Origin of the sequence: Ferruginibacter lapsinanis (assembly GCF_020783315.1) — a bacterium.
GTDB lineage: Bacteria > Bacteroidota > Bacteroidia > Chitinophagales > Chitinophagaceae > Ferruginibacter > Ferruginibacter lapsinanis.
The window spans coordinates 1,565,887-1,585,021 of the sequence record NZ_CP086063.1 but is presented as its reverse complement, the minus strand read 5'-3'; the positions used below and the strand labels follow the sequence as shown (position 1 = coordinate 1,585,021).

The following is a 19,135-nucleotide window of genomic DNA, read 5'->3' as shown; positions in this document are numbered from 1 at the left end:
AATATGAATCGTCCTATCAGAGTATTGGTTGCCAAAGTAGGCTTAGACGGTCACGACCGTGGAGCCAAAGTAATTGCCACCGCTTTACGTGATGCCGGTATGGAAGTAATTTATACTGGCTTACGCCAAACCCCTGAAATGGTGGTGAATGCTGCATTACAAGAGGATGTAGATGCGATCGGTATCAGTATTTTGAGTGGTGCCCACAATACTGTTTTTCCAAAGATCATTCGGTTGATGAAAGAAAAAGAAATGAATGATGTATTGCTTACCGGCGGTGGCATTATTCCTGAAGATGATATGAGATCGTTGAATGAAATGGGTGTAGGCAAATTATTTCCTCCGGGTACTACCACTACAGACATTGCTGCTTATATCAGTGACTGGGTAAAAGCGAATAGAAATTTTTAATTGACATCAATTACAAAAAATGTACGCTACTTTATTAACTGAAATTTCTCAAGGAACCTGCATTATCACTATCAATCGTCCTGATAAACTAAACGCATTGAATGCACAGGTATTTACTGATATAGAGAACGCCGTTGATGAGATACAAAACAATCCCGAAATAAAATCTGCTATCATTACCGGTGCAGGAACAAAAGCATTTGTTGCAGGTGCGGATATTGCTGAGTTTGCCGGATATACAAAAGAGGAGGCAATGTCGCTATCGAAAAGAGGACAAGATATTTTTTTCAAAATTGAAAATAGTAAGAAGCCAATTGTTGCCGCTGTAAATGGTTTTGCATTAGGCGGCGGTTGTGAATTAGCCATGGCCTGTCATTTTCGTTTAGCCAGTGAAAATGCTAAATTCGGCCAACCAGAAGTAAACTTAGGTTTGATACCTGGTTATGGTGGTACTCAACGGTTAACTCAATTGATCGGCAAAGGCAAGAGCATGGAGTTGCATATGACAGCACATTTAATGGATGCCAATGAAGCATTGCAATTGGGGTTGGTAAATCATGTAACTACTGCGGACACCTTATTGGAAAGAACAAAAGATATTCTTCAAATTATTCATACCAAAGCGCCTGTTGCTATCAGTAAAGTGATTGATTGCATCAACACAGCCGTTGTAAATAACACTGACCAAAGTGGCTATGACAAAGAAGTGCAATCCTTTGGAGATTGCTTCGCCACTGAAGATATGAAAGAAGGTACAACAGCTTTTTTAGAAAAAAGAAAAGCAAATTTTTCCGGAAAATAGATCATTCCATATTTATAACCGAATTGTTTTTACAAATCTTGTTTTGTAATATTTATTTAGCGGAGTAATTACCACACCATTGGCCTTGCCGGATGAAGAGTGAATAAATTTCAACGTGTCACTATTTTCTGTTATGATCCCCATATGACCTACGATACGGATCAAGCTGTCCGTTCCGGTAAATAAGATCAAATCTCCCGGCACAGCATCCTTAAGGAGAATCGCTGTTCCTACATTTGTAAAATCCACCGAACTCCTTGGTACGGCTATATTAAAATGATTGAACACATAAGTAATAAAACCGGAGCAATCAAAGCCTACCGTAGGATCCGTTGAAGCATATTTATATGGTACGCCTAATAAGGTTTTTGCAAAATGAATGACACTGTCAGCATTGATATTTTTTACATTGATAAATGGCTGAATAAAACTGTCTCTCACTAATTGCTCCGACTTAACAACAATTACGCTATCGCCGACAGAAATAGTTTGTTGAATAGTATCAGGGATAGCTATTGCTACATTATCAGGTTGAAAATAAGTACAACAATTAAATACCAACAATATTACCGTTATCAGAAAAATTCTATCCATACTTATTAATTAGTTTCCGCTACATATTTCCTGCTCCAATTTTTTTTCACCTGGATCTGTTTTTCCTCCCCCAACAAACCATTTCCGGTAACTATCAACCGACATATACCTTCTGCATTAATCGACTGAATAATTACCTGGCATTTACCATTAAATAAACTTCTTTGCCATTTCCCATCTTCACATTTATCAGGTTCATGGCAGCTCGGGTCTCCATTACCCACACCAATAATTTTTGCCGGCCCTTCCACTTTAAACTGTAAGAGATTCATTGCATCCGGCACTTCTCTTCCCTTGCTATCAACTACAGAAATATTCATTATACAAACATCTTCGCCATCTGCATTGATCATTGTTCTGTCAGGAGATAAAATAATTTTTACGGGCACTCCTGTTGTTTCCACATAGTCCGTAATTTTTGTACCTTTTCTAAACCCAACTGCTTCTAGTTTTCCGGGAGCATATGCTACACTCCATTGCAGATGTCCATTTACCGGCATTACTTTTTTACCTAAACTTTTCTTATTTAAAAATAATTCTACCGTTTCAGCATTACTATTTACCCACACATCTTTTACTTCTCCCTTTTGGCTCCAATTCCAATGAGGACTTACTTGTATCACATCTTTATCACTCCACCAGCTTTGATAATAGTAATAATTATTTTTAGGAAAACCGCATACATCCATGATGCCAAAATGAGAATTGATATTCGGCCACTCATATGGTGTTGGTTCGCCTCTGTAATCAAACCCCGTCCAAACGAAGCCACCCATGAACCAATCCTTATCGGCATTAGGTTTCCACCATTGCTCTGCAGATGATGCCCACCATGGATAAGTAATATCATGATCCGGCACATACCCTTTTACAGAATCAACCACATAAATCCCCCTGGTACAAACAGTGCTACCCGTTTCCGTTCCAACGATTGGCTGACCAGGATTACCCCTGTGATAATCATCGATGAACGGAATGCGATAATTAAATCCACGAACAGGAATCACTTCATTGATACCGGGTCTTTCATTGCCCATATCAGCTGCGTATGTACTAGTCCGTGATGGATCTAATTGTTTTTGTTTTTGCACCATGGTTTGCGCCAGTCTTTTACCAACATCTGTTTTTTGTATCCAACCTTCTTCATTGCCTATACTCCATAAAAAAATGGATGGATGATTTCTATCTCTTTTAATTAATTTTTCAAATTCATCAGCATATTGCTTACTGGTTCCCATTAGCCTGTTTTCATCTAACACCAACATCCCTAATTCATCACAAGCCTGCAGCAATTCCGGTGTTGGCGGATGATGTGAAGTACGATATGCATTAGAGCCCATTTCTTTCAGGGTCTTTATACGCCAGTATTGTAATGCATCAGGCACTGCAATACCTACTCCTGCATGATCCTGGTGATTATTGGTTCCTTTGATCTTAACATGCTTTCCATTTAACAATACACCTTTGTTTGCATCAATTACAATTGTACGAATACCAAAGACTGTTGTGGTACTATCAATGATCTTATCATCCTGTTTTACCAGCGTTATCAATTTGTATAAATAAGGATTCTCTAAAGACCACAGTATCGGGTTGGGGAACTTTATTTGTTGTTTAATCTTTTTTACATCCCCTGCAGCCGCAGAAACCCCTTCAACCAATGTGCCGGTGATCTTTTTCCCATCTCTGTCTGTTACATAATAAGTAATGTTAGTCTTTGCTTTTACAAAACCATCATTGGCAATAGTTGTTTCAATTGAAACAAGGCTCGTAGTATCAGTATTAGTTGTTGTAACATACGTACCATATTCTGCAATATGTACATTGTTGAATTTCTCTAACCATACATGCCGATAGATACCTGCCCCCTCGTAGAACCAGCCTTCGTATTGCGTTGCATCTACTCTTACAACCAATTGATTTTTTTTGTGATAATTGATATAATCGGTTATATCAAAACTACTTTCTGTGTAACCACTTTGGTTGTTTCCTAAAAAATGTCCGTTCAAATAAACATTGTAATTCCTATACACACCATCAAAATGAATGACAAAACGATTGCCCGAATCTTTAGCTGCAACAAAAAAACTTTTACGATACCAGCCAATACTCATTTCAGGAAACAAACCTCCAACTGGTTTATAACCATGCGCCAATACTGGATCACTTTTTTTATAAACAAAGGGTTGTTCAACTGCCCAATCATGTGGCACATCCAATACACGCCAACTACTGTCATTAAAATCTGGATTGATGGCGCCGTAAGATTCTCCGGCTTTTACCAAACTTCTATCAATTCCATAATTAAAATCCTTTACCGGATCGGATGCGTTTCCTAAATGAAATTTCCAATTTCTATCCATAGAAATTTTTTCACGTACAATAGATTGAGCGTAAAATGTAATATGGATCATCAGGCATCCAACAACAAAAAATATCTTTCGCATCTTCAACAATTAAAATTTGTAAGGAAAATTCATAAAGTTAATTCCAGGCAAAACATTTCCGTTTGCATCCACTAAAGAACGAACAGTCATTTCTCCACCCGTACCCATATAATCCGGAGCCCAGTATTGTACACCACTTCCGCCACCGTTAATTACAGCCTGCGTTACATCTTTTAAATATTTATATTGCCCCTCAATAGTGAACGGATACCCATCAACCGGTGTTTGCTTGATCACATATCCATTTGCTTCTTTAGCATCAAACCAATAACCAATTTCCACCAGCATTACTTTTTTGTTATACGTTGTTCTTAGTTTACTGACCAATGCTGTGATCTCAGGCATTGTATTCATGGTGGACCAATCGGCATAATGAGAAAGTCCAATAATATCGAAATCGGTAACGCCCGCTTCGGTTATACCTTTTGTCCAAGATACTGCATGTTGTAATTGAGCTACATGCAAAATTATTTTTGGCTTAACAGTTGAGGTAACAGAAAAATCTCTTACCGCTTTGATGCCTGCGTTTAAAAATTTTGCAAAAGAAGAATAATCATTGTTGACCACTTGCCCTACCGGCCACAGAACGCCGATGTTGGTTTCATTGCCCACCTGGATCATTTCAGGAACCAGATTTTTTTTCTTCAATTCATTCAATACATTCATTGTATATTGATATACTGAATCTTTCATTACATCTAATGTAAGTCCTTTCCAAGCTGCCGGAATTTCCTGCCGCTGCGGATCTGCCCAAGTATCAGAATAATGCAGGTCAAGATTTACTGCCATCCCCAGATCCTTTGCCTTCTTTATTAGCATTTCTACTTTAGGCAGATCATTATATTCCTGATCATTTCCTCCCCAGGTTGAGGTATATGCTTTTGGTGTATGCCATAATTTTAATCTTACTGTATTACAACCGTGATCTTTAAAAATGGTAAAAATATCTTTTGTTACGCCAGCATCTTTATACACTACACCCTTATCCAACATCTGAGTTGCATAAGAAAGATCTGCCCCCATACTAAACTGGGTCCAACTATAAATTTTACTGAGAGGTGTATTGGTTGTTACAATTTTTTTACTGCAGCCAGTAAAAACTACCGATAATAACAATAAACAGTAAACACTGATATTTCTCATATAGCTACATTTAAATTCTACTCAATTTACTACTTGTTTTACTGTAATTTTGCAATAATTATATTAAAAACCTTTATATATTTTTTATGGAATACAGAATAGAGAAGGACACTATGGGTGAAGTAAAAGTACCGGTAGATGCCTATTATGGAGCACAAACACAACGTAGTATTGATAACTTTAAAATTGCTCAGGACATTAACAAAATGCCTAAGGAGATCATTAAAGCATTTGCATATTTGAAGAAAGCGGCAGCATTAACCAATTTTGATGCAGGTGTTTTATCAAAAGAAAAATCTGATCTGATCGGAAAAGTATGTGATGAAATTTTAGCTGATAAACTGAATGATTATTTTCCATTAGTTGTATGGCAAACCGGTAGCGGTACCCAAAGCAATATGAACGTAAATGAAGTAGTTGCTTATAGAGGTCATGTATTAAATGGCGGACAATTAAGCGATAAAGAAAAGTTTCTGCACCCAAATGATGACGTAAATAAATCACAATCATCTAATGATACTTTCCCAACAGCTATGCATATTGCAGCATATAAAATTTTAATTGAAACTACCATCCCCGGGATCGAAAAATTAAGAGATACACTTGCTGCTAAAAGCAAGGAATTTATGAGAGTGGTAAAGATTGGTCGTACGCATTTTATGGATGCAACTCCATTAACCGTAGGACAAGAGTTCAGCGGTTATGTATCTCAATTGAATCATGGATTAAAGGCTATCAAAAATACATTGGCTCATTTAAGTGAACTAGCTTTGGGTGGTACAGCCGTTGGTACAGGCATCAATACCCCTGCCGGATATTCTGAAAATGTGGCAAAACATATTGCAACATTAACTGGTTTACCTTTTATTACTGCTGAAAATAAATTTGAAGCTTTGGCTGCACATGATGCTATTGTTGAAGCTCATGGTGCTTTGAAAACAGTTGCAGTTAGTTTAATGAAAATTGCAAATGATATCCGTATGCTTTCATCAGGACCACGTTCAGGCATAGGCGAAATTTTTATTCCTGACAACGAACCTGGTTCTTCTATCATGCCAGGCAAAGTGAATCCTACACAATGTGAAGCTTTAACAATGATCGCTGCTCAGGTGATGGGTAATGATGTTGCGATCAGTGTTGGCGGTAGTATGGGGCATTTTGAATTGAATGTGTTTAAACCGGTGATGATCTATAATTTCTTACACAGTGCAAGATTGATCGGTGATGGTTGCGTTTCTTTCAATGATAAATGTGCTATCGGATTAGCGCCGATAGAAGCCAATATCAAAAAACATGTTGACAACAGTTTGATGTTAGTGACTTCACTTAATACAAAGATCGGTTATTACAAAGCTGCCGAGATCGCTCAAACAGCACATAAAGAAGGAACTACCTTAAAAGAAATGGCAGTTAAATTAGGTTATGTAACTCCTGAAGAATTTGATGCCTGGGTAAGACCTGAAGATATGGTAGGAAAGATCGATTAATCCCTTGCTCCTCTTAATAAATTAAAAGCCACTCAACTTTGAGTGGCTTTTAATTTATTAAGTTATTTTGAAGCTGTTATTTAATTAACCTGGTAATGTCTGATGCTAAGCTCATCCTCAGGAGTAGTTGATCCTGTCGGTACCGTTTTAGCATATACAAGCCCTATACCTTTGGCATAATAATTTTCAACAGTTTCAATTGTTGAAAAAGGAGACCCCATAATGCTTACCTGTGTTTGTTGTGTCACTTTTATTACATTACTGAAAGTAACTCCATTTGTGGTAATACTGGTGCTACCATTACTAATGGTAAATACATATTTTAAACTGGTAGCAACTCCTGATTCTGTGCCTGAGTATGTTGCAGAGGTCCATGTAGTTCCTGTAGGGCCTTCCTTCAGAAATATAATGTCTGCATAAGTTCCTACATCAAAAAAGACAGAATAAGTAAATTGGTCGGTATATGTCCATGCATGATATTCATTACCACTCTTTCTTGCATATATAGTATCTGTCGACGCATCCGGGAATGTGGTTATCATTCTTGTATACGAATTACCACTAAAAGTTCCAGTGCCATTTACAGCTAGTTTAAGCGTATCTCCCGTTGATCCTGGATAAACCTCATCATATGTCCAATAACTGTTTTGAGTCAAAGGATAATAATCATTATTTACAACCGGTGGGGTAACAGTTCCTGGAGCTGTAGTTACACTAAAAGTACAAGTACCACTACCAGCAGTTACTGTAAACGTATTATTGCCTGCAGCTATCGGTGTGCCCGTAGCCGTTAGTGCTACAGTTTGTGAGCCGGTTGTTGTAAATGTTCCTGAACCGCTGAATGATATCCCATTAACACTGTTTGTACTTAATGAATAAGCGCCAGCTGTTGTTACATTAACCTGGAAGGTAACTGTGTTGGAGCTGGTTAATCCTGTGCCTGCCTGATAGGCGCCTGCTAATAAAAAACCTGTACAATCAGCGGGACTTCCTCCTAAAGTAAACACTGCCGCGGCCGGACCATCTGCAACAGTAACACTATAAGTACAACTTACGCCATTCACTGTGGCAGTATAATTAAAAGCTCCGGATGCTATAGGTGTTCCATTAGCAGTTAGCACTAATGTTTGCGGACCTGTTGTGGTAAAAGCTCCTGTACCGGAAAAACTAACACCATTAACAGCAGTAGTTGTTATACTATATGTTCCAGGAGTTGTTACTACTACCCCTAATTTTGCTTTATTGGCTGATGTAGCAGGTATATTGGAAGAGAAAGTTCCTTCCAATGTGGCCCCTGGGCAAGCTCCGGCTGACTCGTTTAAAGTAAACACTGCTGGCACTGCTACACTGCCTCTTACAGTAACCGCTACAGTACAAGCCGATGAACCATACCGAACGGTAAATACATTAACTCCTCCAAAAAGAGGCGTGCCATGGCCATATAAACGAACCAGGTTATCTCCTTTAACACCAAAGGTACCGGTGCCTTTAAAAGAATAACCGTTTATACTATCTGTGGCGATCAGGTAAGAGCCGACGCTATCTACATTTACATGCACATCTATATAATGTTCTACTAATAAAGTAACTCCGGAATTATACACGCCGTGTACACTACTTGGTAAACAATTTCCCGAAGAATCTTTCAGTGTTCCGGAAGATAACCTATCGGTAAAAACATCATCCTTTTTACAGGCTGAAAAGATAACTGTCAGGCAAATTACCGCAGCTAACAATGAATGCAAAAATTTCATAAAGTGATTATGTGATTAAAAATATTGATAAAAGTAACAATTATTATTATAGCATACCTTGAGATACCCGAAACTCTTTAATCTTAAGTATTACACTTTATTTGCATAATATCAATAAGTGACATATTTGTAACTATAGATTCCATTACTGTTGAATTTGATGCATGGGCAAAAACCTAAGGATATCGCAGGAAAGATCGACCTAAGATTTGAATAATAACTAAAAAATGTTATTGTACCTGCACATCGTCATTTACCACAGCATTTGTTTCAACAGTTACCGGTTGATCATGGTTATCATGGTGTTTGAAAAAACTTTTCTGAAATAATAAAATAGCAATCACACCACCTGAAATAGCTGCATCTGCCAAATTAAATATCGGTCTGAAAAATTCAAATTCTTCTCCCCCCCAAACAGGAAACCAATCAGGGAAATGTGCATCTCTTATTAATGGGAAATACAACATATCCACCACTTTACCGTGCAAAAAGCCTGCATATCCATGTTTTGGAAAAATTCTGGCAACATTCATCGGAGTACTCTCTTCAAAAATCAATCCGTAAAACATACTGTCGATCAGATTCCCCAAGGCTCCGGCAAATATCAATCCGGCACAAATAATAAAGCCACTATGATATTTTTTCTGAATGATGTTTCGCAAATACCATACACCAAAGATCACCGCACCAAACCTGAACAAGGTTAAAAGGATCTTTCCAAACTCGCCACCAAAAGACATCCCGTAAGCCATGCCTTCATTTTCTACAAAAAGTAACCGACTCCAGTTGCCCAACAAATTGTGCTGCTCGTTGATAACATAATGTGTTTTGATATAAATCTTTAATGCCTGATCTGCCAGAACAATAAATAAAATAATAAATGCTAAATTTCTTCCTTTCATAATTATTTGCGAAGATACTGTTTTAGAAAGTTTAGGCTATTCTTCGTAATAAACCCTTTTAACTCTTTGCGATATTCCTGTAAGGATCTCATAAGGAATGGTATCAGCCCAAACCGATAGATCATTTACTGATAACACCTCTCCAAATACGACTACATCATCCCCTTCCTCCACATTTAAACCGGTGATATCCAGCATGGTCATATCCATGCAAACATTACCGATCACCGGCACCAAACTACCACCCACCCACATTTTTCCAACACCATTGCTTAATGCCCTCGGGTAACCATCTGCATATCCTATCCGTACGGTAGCTATTGCAGAATCCTTTACAGCCACCCCCTTTCGGCTATATCCTACACTTTCGCCGGCTTTTACTTTTTTTATCTGTGAGATGGTTGTTTTTAAGGTGGTTACATTTTTTAATCGTTGCTGCATTGACGAATTATTATCTACCCCGTACAAACCAATTCCTAAACGCACCATATCCAACTGCATTTCTTTATGGCGATGGATAGCCGACGTATTAGCAATATGACATAGAAAAGAGTAGCCGATCTTGCTTTTCAACAAATCGCAACATTGCATAAATGACCTGAACTGCAACTGCGTAAAATCATCATGCGAAGCTGAATCACTTGCTGCTAAATGAGAGAAAACTGATTGTACTTTAAATATGGAGGATGTTGCTAACACGATTGCCAACCGTTCCATATCCTGTTGCTCAAAGCCAAGACGATGCATTCCTGTATCAATTTTAATATGTACAGGATAATAACTGATACCACTCTTTTCAAGATAATCTTGAAACAGCGATAACATATTAAATGAAAAAAGTTCAGGCTCTAAGTTATATTGTACCAATACATCAAACGTAGTTTCTTCGGCATTCATCACCATTATAGGTAATGTAATACCAGCTTTACGAAGCTCTACTCCTTCATCAGCATATGCTACCGCTAAATAGTCTACTTTATGAAACTGCAAGAGATTTGCTATTTCAAATCCTCCACTACCATAACTGAATGCTTTTACCATTGCCATCAATTTAACCCCGGGATTTAATTGCTGTTGGTATTCTTTTAAATTATGAGTAACTGCATTGAGGTTTATTTCCAAAACTGTCTGATGTACCTTTTGTTCTAATAAATGACTGATCTGCTCAAACTCAAAGACCCTTGCACCTTTAAGTAAAATCGTTTCATTATAAAAATGTAATGAATGAAACTGTTGTTTAAAATCATTGGTAGAAGAAAAGAAAAAACAGTTCGGAATATTTTTAAACACTTCCTTTTGCTTAGAAATTTCCGGACCTATCCCAATTAAACGATTAATATTTTTTTGTTGGAGTATGGCTGCTATATCACTGTACAGGTCTTTCACATTTTTACCGGATTGCAAAATATCACTCAATATCAATGTCCTGCTGGAGTGCTGTTGTTGCTGCGACAAAAAATCCAATGCTATCGTCAGCGAATTTATATCTGCACTATAGCTATCATTGATGATAGAGCAATTGTTCATGCCCTGCTTTAACTCCAATCGCATTTCTACATTACGCAGATGAAGCATTCTTTCGGCAATCAGTTGATGCCCGATTTTTAAATACAACAAAACGCACCAGCAATTAATGGCATTTTCTATTGACGCATCATCCACAAAGGGAATAACACAATTGATCACAGCTTCCTGATAATTTGCAGTAACCAATGTTTGATCCTCATTTTTCTCTACCGATAAAATCTGTAGTGTTGCCTGATTTTTTTTGCTCCACGAAAAAAGTGTGAACGCATCTCCATTTCTTACATTAGTAGCAAAGGTTGTTATGGCTTCATTCACATCCGGGTTATCGGCGCAATAGATCAACACACCGGTGTTTATGAAAAGTTTTAGCTTCTCATTTATTTTTTGGCGGATATTTAAAAACCCTTCGCTATGCGCTTGCCCGATATTGGTAAATATACCGATCGTTGGTTCGATTATTTTTTCCAGCCGTTGCATTTCATCTGGCTGAGAAATACCAGCCTCAAATATCCCCAGCGTATGTTGACTGTTTATCTGCCAAACACTTAAGGGCACACCTATCTGCGAATTATAGCTCTTCGGATTACGAACTATAGTATATTCATCATGCAGCAACTGATACAACCATTCTTTTACAATTGTTTTCCCATTGCTTCCTGTAATGCCAATTACAGGAATATTGAATGCTTTACGGTGGTAGGCCGTTAATAAATGTAAGGCCTGTAAAGCATTTTTAACCTGTAAGAAATTTGCACCGGGAAAATTAATGATTGCATTTTCAGAAAAATCTTCCTCTACAACAAAATTCATCACACCCTTATCATACAATTCTCTTATAAACAAGGAGCCATTTCTTCTTTCACCATTCAAAGCAAAGAACAATGTCTTATCAGGAAACAGCAATTTCCGGCTATCCAGCAAAATGTGCTCAATAGTTGCATCAGAACTTTGCTGCAACCAATTGGCTTTAATAATACCTGCTATGGAAGATGTAGTATACAATTATTCAGTTATTTCTTTTGGCTCACCTTTTCGTTTGTGATAGATCGAATATACAATAGCTCCGGCGATACAAAAAAGTATCACCAGCAGAGATACCCATTCGGGCAAATGCACCCACTCTGCTACCAACATTTTTACTCCTATAAAAACCAATACGATCGCAATCCCTTGCTGTAAATAATCGAATTTGCTTGCTGCCCCACGCAATAAAAAAAACAAACTGCGTAACCCTAATACTGCAAAAATATTGGATGAATAGATCAGTAATTTTTTGGACGGATCGGGTATAATAGAAAAAACAGCCGGTATTGAATCTAACGCAAAAACTATGTCAATCAAACCCAACATGATCACCACCATTGCAAGCTTGGTGAAATATGCTTTTTTGTTCTTCATGATTATAAACCGACCATCGGGTTCTTCATCTGTAGTACGCATAAATTTCCGCATAAATCTGTACGCCCAATTTTCTTCGGGATTAAACTCCGCTTCTTCACTGCTGCCGAACATTTTAATACCGGTATATACCAGGAACGCACCGAAGATGTACATGATCCAACCAAACCTTGCAACTAACTCACTTCCTAAAGCGATAAAAACTATCCTAAAAACAATTGCCATTAAAATCCCCAGTAATAACACCCTTGAATAACTGTTTTCTTTTACTTTAAAAAAAGAGAAAATAATAATGAAGACAAAAATATTATCAATTGAAAGAGACCACTCTAACAAATAAGCCGAGATATATTGAACTGCATCTGTTTTGCCGTTTTCGTGCCAGATAAAAGCAAAAAACAAAAAAGACAACGCTACCCAAAAAAATGTTTGTGTCAATGCATTTGTTAAACTGATGACAGTGTTTTTTTTGCTCAGGAGTCCCAGGTCAAAGATCAGTGCCAGAATAACAACCGCACCAAAAACCAGATATATCATTTCTATTTTCATGAAAAATTTTAACGGGTGTATTTCCTTTTACGCCACCACTGGTAAACAAATCCGAACAACGCTACCAGCAATACCGGTAAAACAATACAAATCACTTGCCACAAAGTGCGTTCTTCTTCTGTTTTCTTTACATCTAACAATCGCAATGTATAGTCTTTAGCCCTGGCGTCTAAGATATTTTTTTTATTGGCCAGATATTCTGTACAGTTTAAAAAGAAATCTTTGTTGGCATACCCAACCTTCGTATACTTATTGGTACCCATCGGTAATGGCCCAATTGTTTCAGAAACCTGATTCATTACGATGTCTGCATCACTCACTACAATTACTTTTCCGGGGGCAATGCTCTCTCTTAAAAAAGGAATATTATAACTCTTCAATGTATCGAGTTGTGATTGTGTAACTCTGTTAGCAAACATAGAAGTGAACTTTCCTTCCAACAAAACTGCTACAGGAATATTCTTTTTATTGTAGCTTTTTACATCTTCTACAGTTTGTAAACTATTTAGCTGTACGATTGCGGGAGTAGCAAAAGTGGTAGAGTTAGAAGAGGATGACAGTAAAACTGTTTTATTGATCCCTTCTGCTTCTACCAGATCAATCGAATTAGCAAAATTTGCCAATACATCTGCCTGGTTTTTTACGATCGGATGATCTGACCCCGGTAATAATAAAGGAGAATAAGGCCATGGCAATAATTGCTTCTGACTTTGCCCTCCTACACTACCAACTTCTACTGGTATCACATCACAATGTTTATCTGCAATAAGATCAGGATTAATTCTCACACCAAATCTGAATAACAGATCATTTAAATTAAGGTCTCTTGCATATGCAGTCAATTCGCCGCTTTGCAAACTATCTCTTTCAGCATATAATACATCCACCAAAAAAAGCAATCGGCCACCATTCATTACATATTGATCCAATTTAAATTTATCATCTTCAGTAAATTTTTCGGTAGGCTTAACAATCACCACTGTATTGTATTCCTGAGGAATAAATGGTTGTATTTTTACATTTACAGTATCAACTATAAAATTACTTCCCAACGTGTTGAATACATCATTCACAGGTAGAAACCCATAAGGCGGTTCTCCATTACCATAAGCATAGGCTACAATAGGCGTCTCTTTCTGCGTTAATTTCTGTATTGCATTGGCAAACTTAAATTCCAGTAGTGCTTCTGCGCTATTCAACGATTCTTTATCTAAAACATCATCTGAATTGAACACATTTTTCTGTACCTGGCCTTGTAACAGATCTATCGGAACTGACTTATCTCCATATCTTATTATTGCTGCAGGAAAAATTTGCCGTTGACTTTTCCCTTCTCCTTCTTTTACCTGCACCTGCTGGTTGGTTGGTCGCAAACCCATTGCCACTAAAGAATCAAACACATACGCTTTCAAAGAATCATTCAATCCTTCCCCAGGAATTTCAAATCTGTATTGAATATGATTACCGCCATAGTTTTTAAAATTGTCTAACAACTCTTTTGTGCTATTGGATAATTTTTTGAATTCAGATTTGATATCCCCCGAAAGTAATACAGTAATATCAACTGTGCTATCTAATCCGGTTAATAAAGATTTAGTTGACTTAGAAAGCGTAAATCTTTTTTCATTAGTAAAATCTATTCGGGTATGAAAAGAGGCCGCCAACCAGTTGATACCGATCAACACCAGCACCACCAGGGGTAACCAGAATTTTCCATTAACTATTTTGTCAACTATCTTCTTCATGAATACTTTACTTAACGCTTACCCAACTTTTTTACAATGATCAAAAGGAATAAAAAAATAAGACTCAAAAAATAAATCACATCACGGCTATCCAGTAATCCCCGGCTGGTACTTCTGTAATGAAAATCGATACCCAGCATTTCAATATAATAATCAGCCTTACCCTGAAAAAAAGGTAATTTACTCACTGCATTAAATCCGAAGTAGAGCAGCAAACAGGCAAACACACTTATCAAAAAAGCCACTACAGCATTATTACTAAATCCGCTGCAACATAAACCAATGGCTGCAAAAACTGCAGACAATAAAAACAAGCCAATATAACTGCCCGTAATACCGCCACTGTCGATTGTTCCGGTAGCACTTAATTGTTTTATAGTAAAAATGTAAATGAAAGTTGGGATAATTATAAAAATAAGCACTAATAAGATTGACAGGTATTTACCCAAAACGATCTGCCATTGAGAAAGCGGTTTGGTTACCAACGTTTCAAACGTACCTGACTTTAATTCATCTGCCAGAGACCGCATGGTAATAGCCGGCACTAAAAAGATCAACACCCATGGTGCCAATTCAAAAAACCTGTCTAAAGTGGCATAGCCAAAATCGAACAGATTACTATCCTTCAATACAAACAAGAAAATGCCATTTACCACCAAAAAGAGGATAATAGCAATATAACCTGTAAGATTTCCGAAAAACTGGTGTAATTCCTTTTTACAAATGCTCCACATTGATTTAAAATTGCTGCAATTTACTACATACCCTGTTATAAAACTTTGTAGCTGGTAATAATGGCTAATTTTTATATATTTGGTAAGAGATAAAGCATCGATATTATTGATGAAACATTTTACACTCTTATTTATTACTCATTTATTGTTCAGTGTGTCATTGCTGGCAGACTTTAATATTGCTGCGTCTGCTGTTTACCTCGATATCAATGGCACCTCATCTTTTTATAATACTCAAAAATCTTCCTCGTTATCTGGTATTGGCACTAATAATCTCAACGCCCAGTTAGGCGTATTTGGTAATAATAGCGGCAATTTGAAGTTGATCGGTGCCGAAATAAGGACGATCAAAAATAACACTGGCTCAATTTGCGGAGGTAATTTGTACTATTCTATTTATCCTGAAGGCGACAGACCTGCTGCTATTACTTTTTCTTCTATCAGTTTAAGCGTTTTTTGTAGTTGCAATGGGAACTCATTCAGCAGTTGTGGTGGTGGCTCTTGCGGAAGCATCTACGAACAGAAATTGCAAAATGTAACCAGATCTATTGACCTCACAACTTTTGAAGCAGGCAATTATACACTTGAAATATATTACGAAGCATCAGGTGAGAACTGCTCTCAACAACGGTTTGACAATGCCGGAGGTGCCAACTACAAAGCAGATTTTACAATAAGTGCTCCACTTGCCATCAGCCTTACTGCATTTGGTGCTTCATGTACAGACAATGCTGTTAAGCTAAAATGGGTAATTCAAAATGATGCTGATATTGTAAAATATGAAATTGAAAAATCTTCAACCGGACTGATCTTCAACCCTATTGGAACAGTGAATGCTAATGGTATAGCAACAATGAGCTCTTATAGCTTTTTAGATACTGACCCTATCGTTGGTACTAATTACTACAGAATGAGGGTATATCATAAAAACACCGCCGTTAATCTGTCCTCTATTATGAGGATATATTTCGGTAAAGTTGGGAACACTATATTTATTTATCCCAATCCTTCGGGATCAGCATTGGCTGTTCGGTTTGCCGCTGTAAACAGAGGACATTATCAAATGAGTATTTTAACAAATAGTGGCCAGCAGATTTCCTCTACATCTATTGAGCATGACGGTTTGGATAAAACTATAAAAATTGATATGCCTTCTTCTTTGCCAAAAGGAGTCTATCGATTATTTTTAATAGATAAAACACGGTTTTACAAACAAGCTTTTTTAATAAAATAATTTCCCGTGCAGCAATTATGAGTCCTGTATTGTCATATAGACCTGTACCTAAATAATTAAAGCCCTGTAAGATGAGCCCATTTTCAGGTTTTCATCAAATAACAAGTTGATTACCAAAACCAACTAGATTAGTCCCCTGATTACTTCGGGGGATTTTTTTATGCAAAAATCCCGTTTCATTTTATGAAACGGGATGATATTTTAATTCTATAGAATTGATTTAAACCGCAAAACTCTCGCCACACCCACAACTTCTGCTTGCATTCGGATTATTGAAATAAAATCCTTTGCCATTCAATCCATCGCTGAATTCAAGTTCTGTATTTACCAGGTATAAAAAACTTTTAAGATCGGTCACAATCTTAATGCCCTTGTCTTCAAACACCTGATCCATAGGCTTTTGCTCATTGTCAAAATCCATTTTATAGCTCAGCCCACTACAGCCGCCGCCAACAACACCTACTCTTAAAAAATAAGAAGGGTCGTCTGCCACACCTGAATCTTTCATCAGACTGATGACTTTATCTTTTGCCTTATCGCTGATGTATATTGCGTTATCTGTTGCTACCATACCGATTTGAAAATTTGAAAATTTGAAAATTTGGAGATGATTGGAGCTATTCATTTTCAAATCTCCAAATCATCTAATCTTCAAATTAATGAACTACACTTTCTTCAAACTTAATTGCTTCCATGCCATTTTTAACACGGTAATCATTGATTGCCGCTTTGATAGCATCTTCTGCTAATACAGAACAGTGGATTTTTACCGGGGGAAGATTCAGCTCTTCCACAAAATCCATGTTATCTACTTTCAGTGCTTCATCAACACTTTTACCTTTTAACCACTCAGTAGCTAAAGATGAAGAAGCGATAGCTGATCCGCAACCAAAGGTTTTAAATTTCGCATCCGTAATTAAACCTGCATCATCTACCTCGATCTGCAAACGCATTACGTCACCGCATTCCGGCGCACCTACCAAACCAGTACCAACATTTTTACTGCTTTTATCAAGCGTACCAACGTTTTTAGGATTTTGGTAGTGATCTATTACTTTTTCTGAATATGCCATGATTATTAATTTAATGATTTGGAAATTTGGTGATTTGAAGATGATTAAACTTTTCTGACTTAAAAACTCATCTTCAAATTTTCAAATCAGCTAATTTTCAAATTAGTGGTGTGCCCACTCAATTGTGCTCAAATCAATTCCCTCTTTATACATTTCCCAAAGCGGACTCATTTCTCTTAACTTCAAAACCGTTTCACTTATTGCTTTAATAGTGTAATCAATTTCTTCTTCGGTTGTAAAACGACTTAGACCAAAACGTAAAGAACTATGTGCCAGATCATCACCCAATCCTAATGCTTTTAATACATATGATGGTTCCAATGATGCTGAGGTACAAGCCGAGCCTGAGCTTAAAGCAATATTTTTATTAAAGCCCATCAACAAACCTTCTCCTTCTACGTGTTTGAAAGAGATATTTGTTACATGTGGTAAACGATGTTCACGACTACCGTTTACATAAGCTTCTTCCAATTTCAATAATTCAGTTTCTAATTTGTCTCTTAATTTGGTTATACGTTGTGTATCTGCTTCCATATCCAACATACACAATTCACAAGCTTTCCCAAATCCAACAATACCAGGTACATTCAAGGTACCACTTCTCATTCCTCTTTCATGGCCACCGCCATCCATTTGAGCGGTAACTTTTACTCTTGGATTTTTACGACGAACATATAATGCACCAACACCTTTTGGTCCGTACATTTTATGAGCAGTAAAAGCCATCAGATCAATACCATCTTTATTTACATCAACAGGTATTTTTCCTACTGCCTGAGTACCATCAGTAAAAACCAATATACCATGCTTACGAGCAATGGCACTGATCTCTTTGATCGGCATCACGGTACCAATTTCATTATTGGCATACATGATAGCAATTAATATAGTTGTTGGTTTGATAGCCGCTTCCAATTCTTTCAGATCAATTAATCCATCAGGCTTTACTTGTAAGTATGTCACTTCTCCACCTAATTTCTCAATGTGCTTACAAGTATCCAACACAGCTTTGTGTTCTGTTGTTGCCGTAATAATGTGGTTCCCTTTACTGGCATACATTTCATACACCCCTTTAATACCTAAATTATCGCCTTCTGTAGCTCCGCTGGTAAAAATGATCTCTTTTGGATCAGCCCCAATCAATTTTGCAACTTGTTCACGAGCATAATCCACAGCTTCCTCTGCTTCCCAGCCAAAAGGATGGTTACGACTTGCGGCATTACCAAAATGCTGCAGGAAATAAGGGGTCATAGCTTCCAGTACTCTCGGGTCCATCGGAGTGGTAGCATTATTATCTAAATAGATCGGCAACTTCAACATATCCTTGTTTAATTT

The 19,135-nt window shown here is 37.3% G+C and carries 16 protein-coding genes; 4 read left to right on the top strand and 12 right to left on the bottom strand.

Going from position 1 to position 19,135, the window contains the following annotated elements; genetic code table 11:
- The first annotated feature begins 3 nt into the window (after window positions 1-3).
- Together LK994_RS06905 and LK994_RS06900 are read left to right on the top strand one after the other, a co-directional pair.
- Entirely contained in the window at window positions 4-411 is a 408-nt protein-coding gene (locus LK994_RS06905; RefSeq protein ID WP_229762165.1) for a cobalamin B12-binding domain-containing protein, read from the top strand.
- Window positions 412-430: 19 nt separating this feature from the next.
- A complete protein-coding gene (locus tag LK994_RS06900) occupies window positions 431-1,213 on the top strand; it encodes an enoyl-CoA hydratase/isomerase family protein (RefSeq protein ID WP_229762164.1) in 783 nt (260 codons plus the stop codon).
- A 12-nt stretch (window positions 1,214-1,225) separates the two neighbouring features.
- On the opposite strand, the gene LK994_RS06895 is transcribed toward LK994_RS06900, so the two are convergent.
- From LK994_RS06895 to LK994_RS06885, 3 genes are read right to left on the bottom strand one after another with little or no spacing between them, the layout of a single operon-like run.
- Window positions 1,226-1,807, bottom strand: coding sequence for a C40 family peptidase (locus LK994_RS06895; RefSeq protein ID WP_229762163.1), 582 nt, complete (start codon window positions 1,805-1,807; stop codon window positions 1,226-1,228).
- Window positions 1,808-1,812: 5 nt separating this feature from the next.
- Complete coding sequence (gene galA / locus LK994_RS06890; RefSeq protein WP_229762162.1) at window positions 1,813-4,254, bottom strand: beta-galactosidase GalA; 2,442 nt, start codon at window positions 4,252-4,254, stop codon at window positions 1,813-1,815.
- A 9-nt stretch (window positions 4,255-4,263) separates the two neighbouring features.
- Window positions 4,264-5,397, bottom strand: coding sequence for a glycoside hydrolase family 53 protein (locus LK994_RS06885; protein ID WP_229762161.1), 1,134 nt, complete (start codon window positions 5,395-5,397; stop codon window positions 4,264-4,266).
- Window positions 5,398-5,483: 86 nt separating this feature from the next.
- Here LK994_RS06885 and fumC point away from each other — a divergent pair, with 86 nt between their 5' ends.
- A complete protein-coding gene (fumC, locus tag LK994_RS06880; protein ID WP_229762160.1) occupies window positions 5,484-6,884 on the top strand; it encodes a class II fumarate hydratase in 1,401 nt (466 codons plus the stop codon).
- 80 nt (window positions 6,885-6,964) lie between these two features.
- Here the strand turns inward: fumC and LK994_RS06875 are convergent, their stop codons facing one another.
- The 6 genes from LK994_RS06875 to gldF all read right to left on the bottom strand — a co-directional run bounded on the left by LK994_RS06875 (window position 6,965) and on the right by gldF (window position 15,493).
- Entirely contained in the window at window positions 6,965-8,638 is a 1,674-nt protein-coding gene (locus LK994_RS06875; protein ID WP_229762159.1) for a hypothetical protein, read from the bottom strand.
- Window positions 8,639-8,868: 230 nt separating this feature from the next.
- Window positions 8,869-9,540 (bottom strand): lipoprotein signal peptidase, encoded by a 672-nt coding sequence (locus tag LK994_RS06870; RefSeq protein ID WP_229762158.1) that lies wholly within the window; start codon window positions 9,538-9,540, stop codon window positions 8,869-8,871.
- A 36-nt stretch (window positions 9,541-9,576) separates the two neighbouring features.
- Complete coding sequence (locus LK994_RS06865) at window positions 9,577-12,069, bottom strand: bifunctional UDP-N-acetylmuramoyl-tripeptide:D-alanyl-D-alanine ligase/alanine racemase (protein ID WP_229762157.1); 2,493 nt, start codon at window positions 12,067-12,069, stop codon at window positions 9,577-9,579.
- Window positions 12,070-13,014: a TerC/Alx family metal homeostasis membrane protein gene (locus LK994_RS06860; RefSeq protein ID WP_229762156.1), complete on the bottom strand. Its 945-nt coding sequence runs from the start codon at window positions 13,012-13,014 to the stop codon at window positions 12,070-12,072. It lies immediately after the preceding gene.
- 8 nt (window positions 13,015-13,022) lie between these two features.
- The gene (gene gldG, locus LK994_RS06855; RefSeq protein ID WP_229762155.1) at window positions 13,023-14,759 is read right to left on the bottom strand and encodes a gliding motility-associated ABC transporter substrate-binding protein GldG; all 1,737 of its coding nucleotides are present in this window, start codon (window positions 14,757-14,759) and stop codon (window positions 13,023-13,025) included.
- A gap of 11 nt (window positions 14,760-14,770) precedes the next feature.
- Complete coding sequence (gldF, locus tag LK994_RS06850) at window positions 14,771-15,493, bottom strand: gliding motility-associated ABC transporter permease subunit GldF (RefSeq protein WP_229762154.1); 723 nt, start codon at window positions 15,491-15,493, stop codon at window positions 14,771-14,773.
- Window positions 15,494-15,572: 79 nt separating this feature from the next.
- Here gldF and LK994_RS06845 point away from each other — a divergent pair, with 79 nt between their 5' ends.
- Window positions 15,573-16,727: a T9SS type A sorting domain-containing protein gene (locus LK994_RS06845; RefSeq protein WP_229762153.1), complete on the top strand. Its 1,155-nt coding sequence runs from the start codon at window positions 15,573-15,575 to the stop codon at window positions 16,725-16,727.
- A 220-nt stretch (window positions 16,728-16,947) separates the two neighbouring features.
- Here LK994_RS06845 and LK994_RS06840 read toward each other — a convergent pair whose 3' ends face one another.
- From LK994_RS06840 to LK994_RS06830, 3 genes are all read right to left on the bottom strand, one after another.
- The gene (locus LK994_RS06840) at window positions 16,948-17,298 is read right to left on the bottom strand and encodes a HesB/IscA family protein (protein ID WP_229762152.1); all 351 of its coding nucleotides are present in this window, start codon (window positions 17,296-17,298) and stop codon (window positions 16,948-16,950) included.
- An 85-nt stretch (window positions 17,299-17,383) separates the two neighbouring features.
- Entirely contained in the window at window positions 17,384-17,800 is a 417-nt protein-coding gene (iscU, locus tag LK994_RS06835) for a Fe-S cluster assembly scaffold IscU (RefSeq protein ID WP_229762151.1), read from the bottom strand.
- Between the two features lie 102 nt (window positions 17,801-17,902).
- Window positions 17,903-19,120 (bottom strand): IscS subfamily cysteine desulfurase, encoded by a 1,218-nt coding sequence (locus LK994_RS06830; RefSeq protein ID WP_317206747.1) that lies wholly within the window; start codon window positions 19,118-19,120, stop codon window positions 17,903-17,905.
- Between the last annotated feature and the right edge of the window lie 15 nt (window positions 19,121-19,135).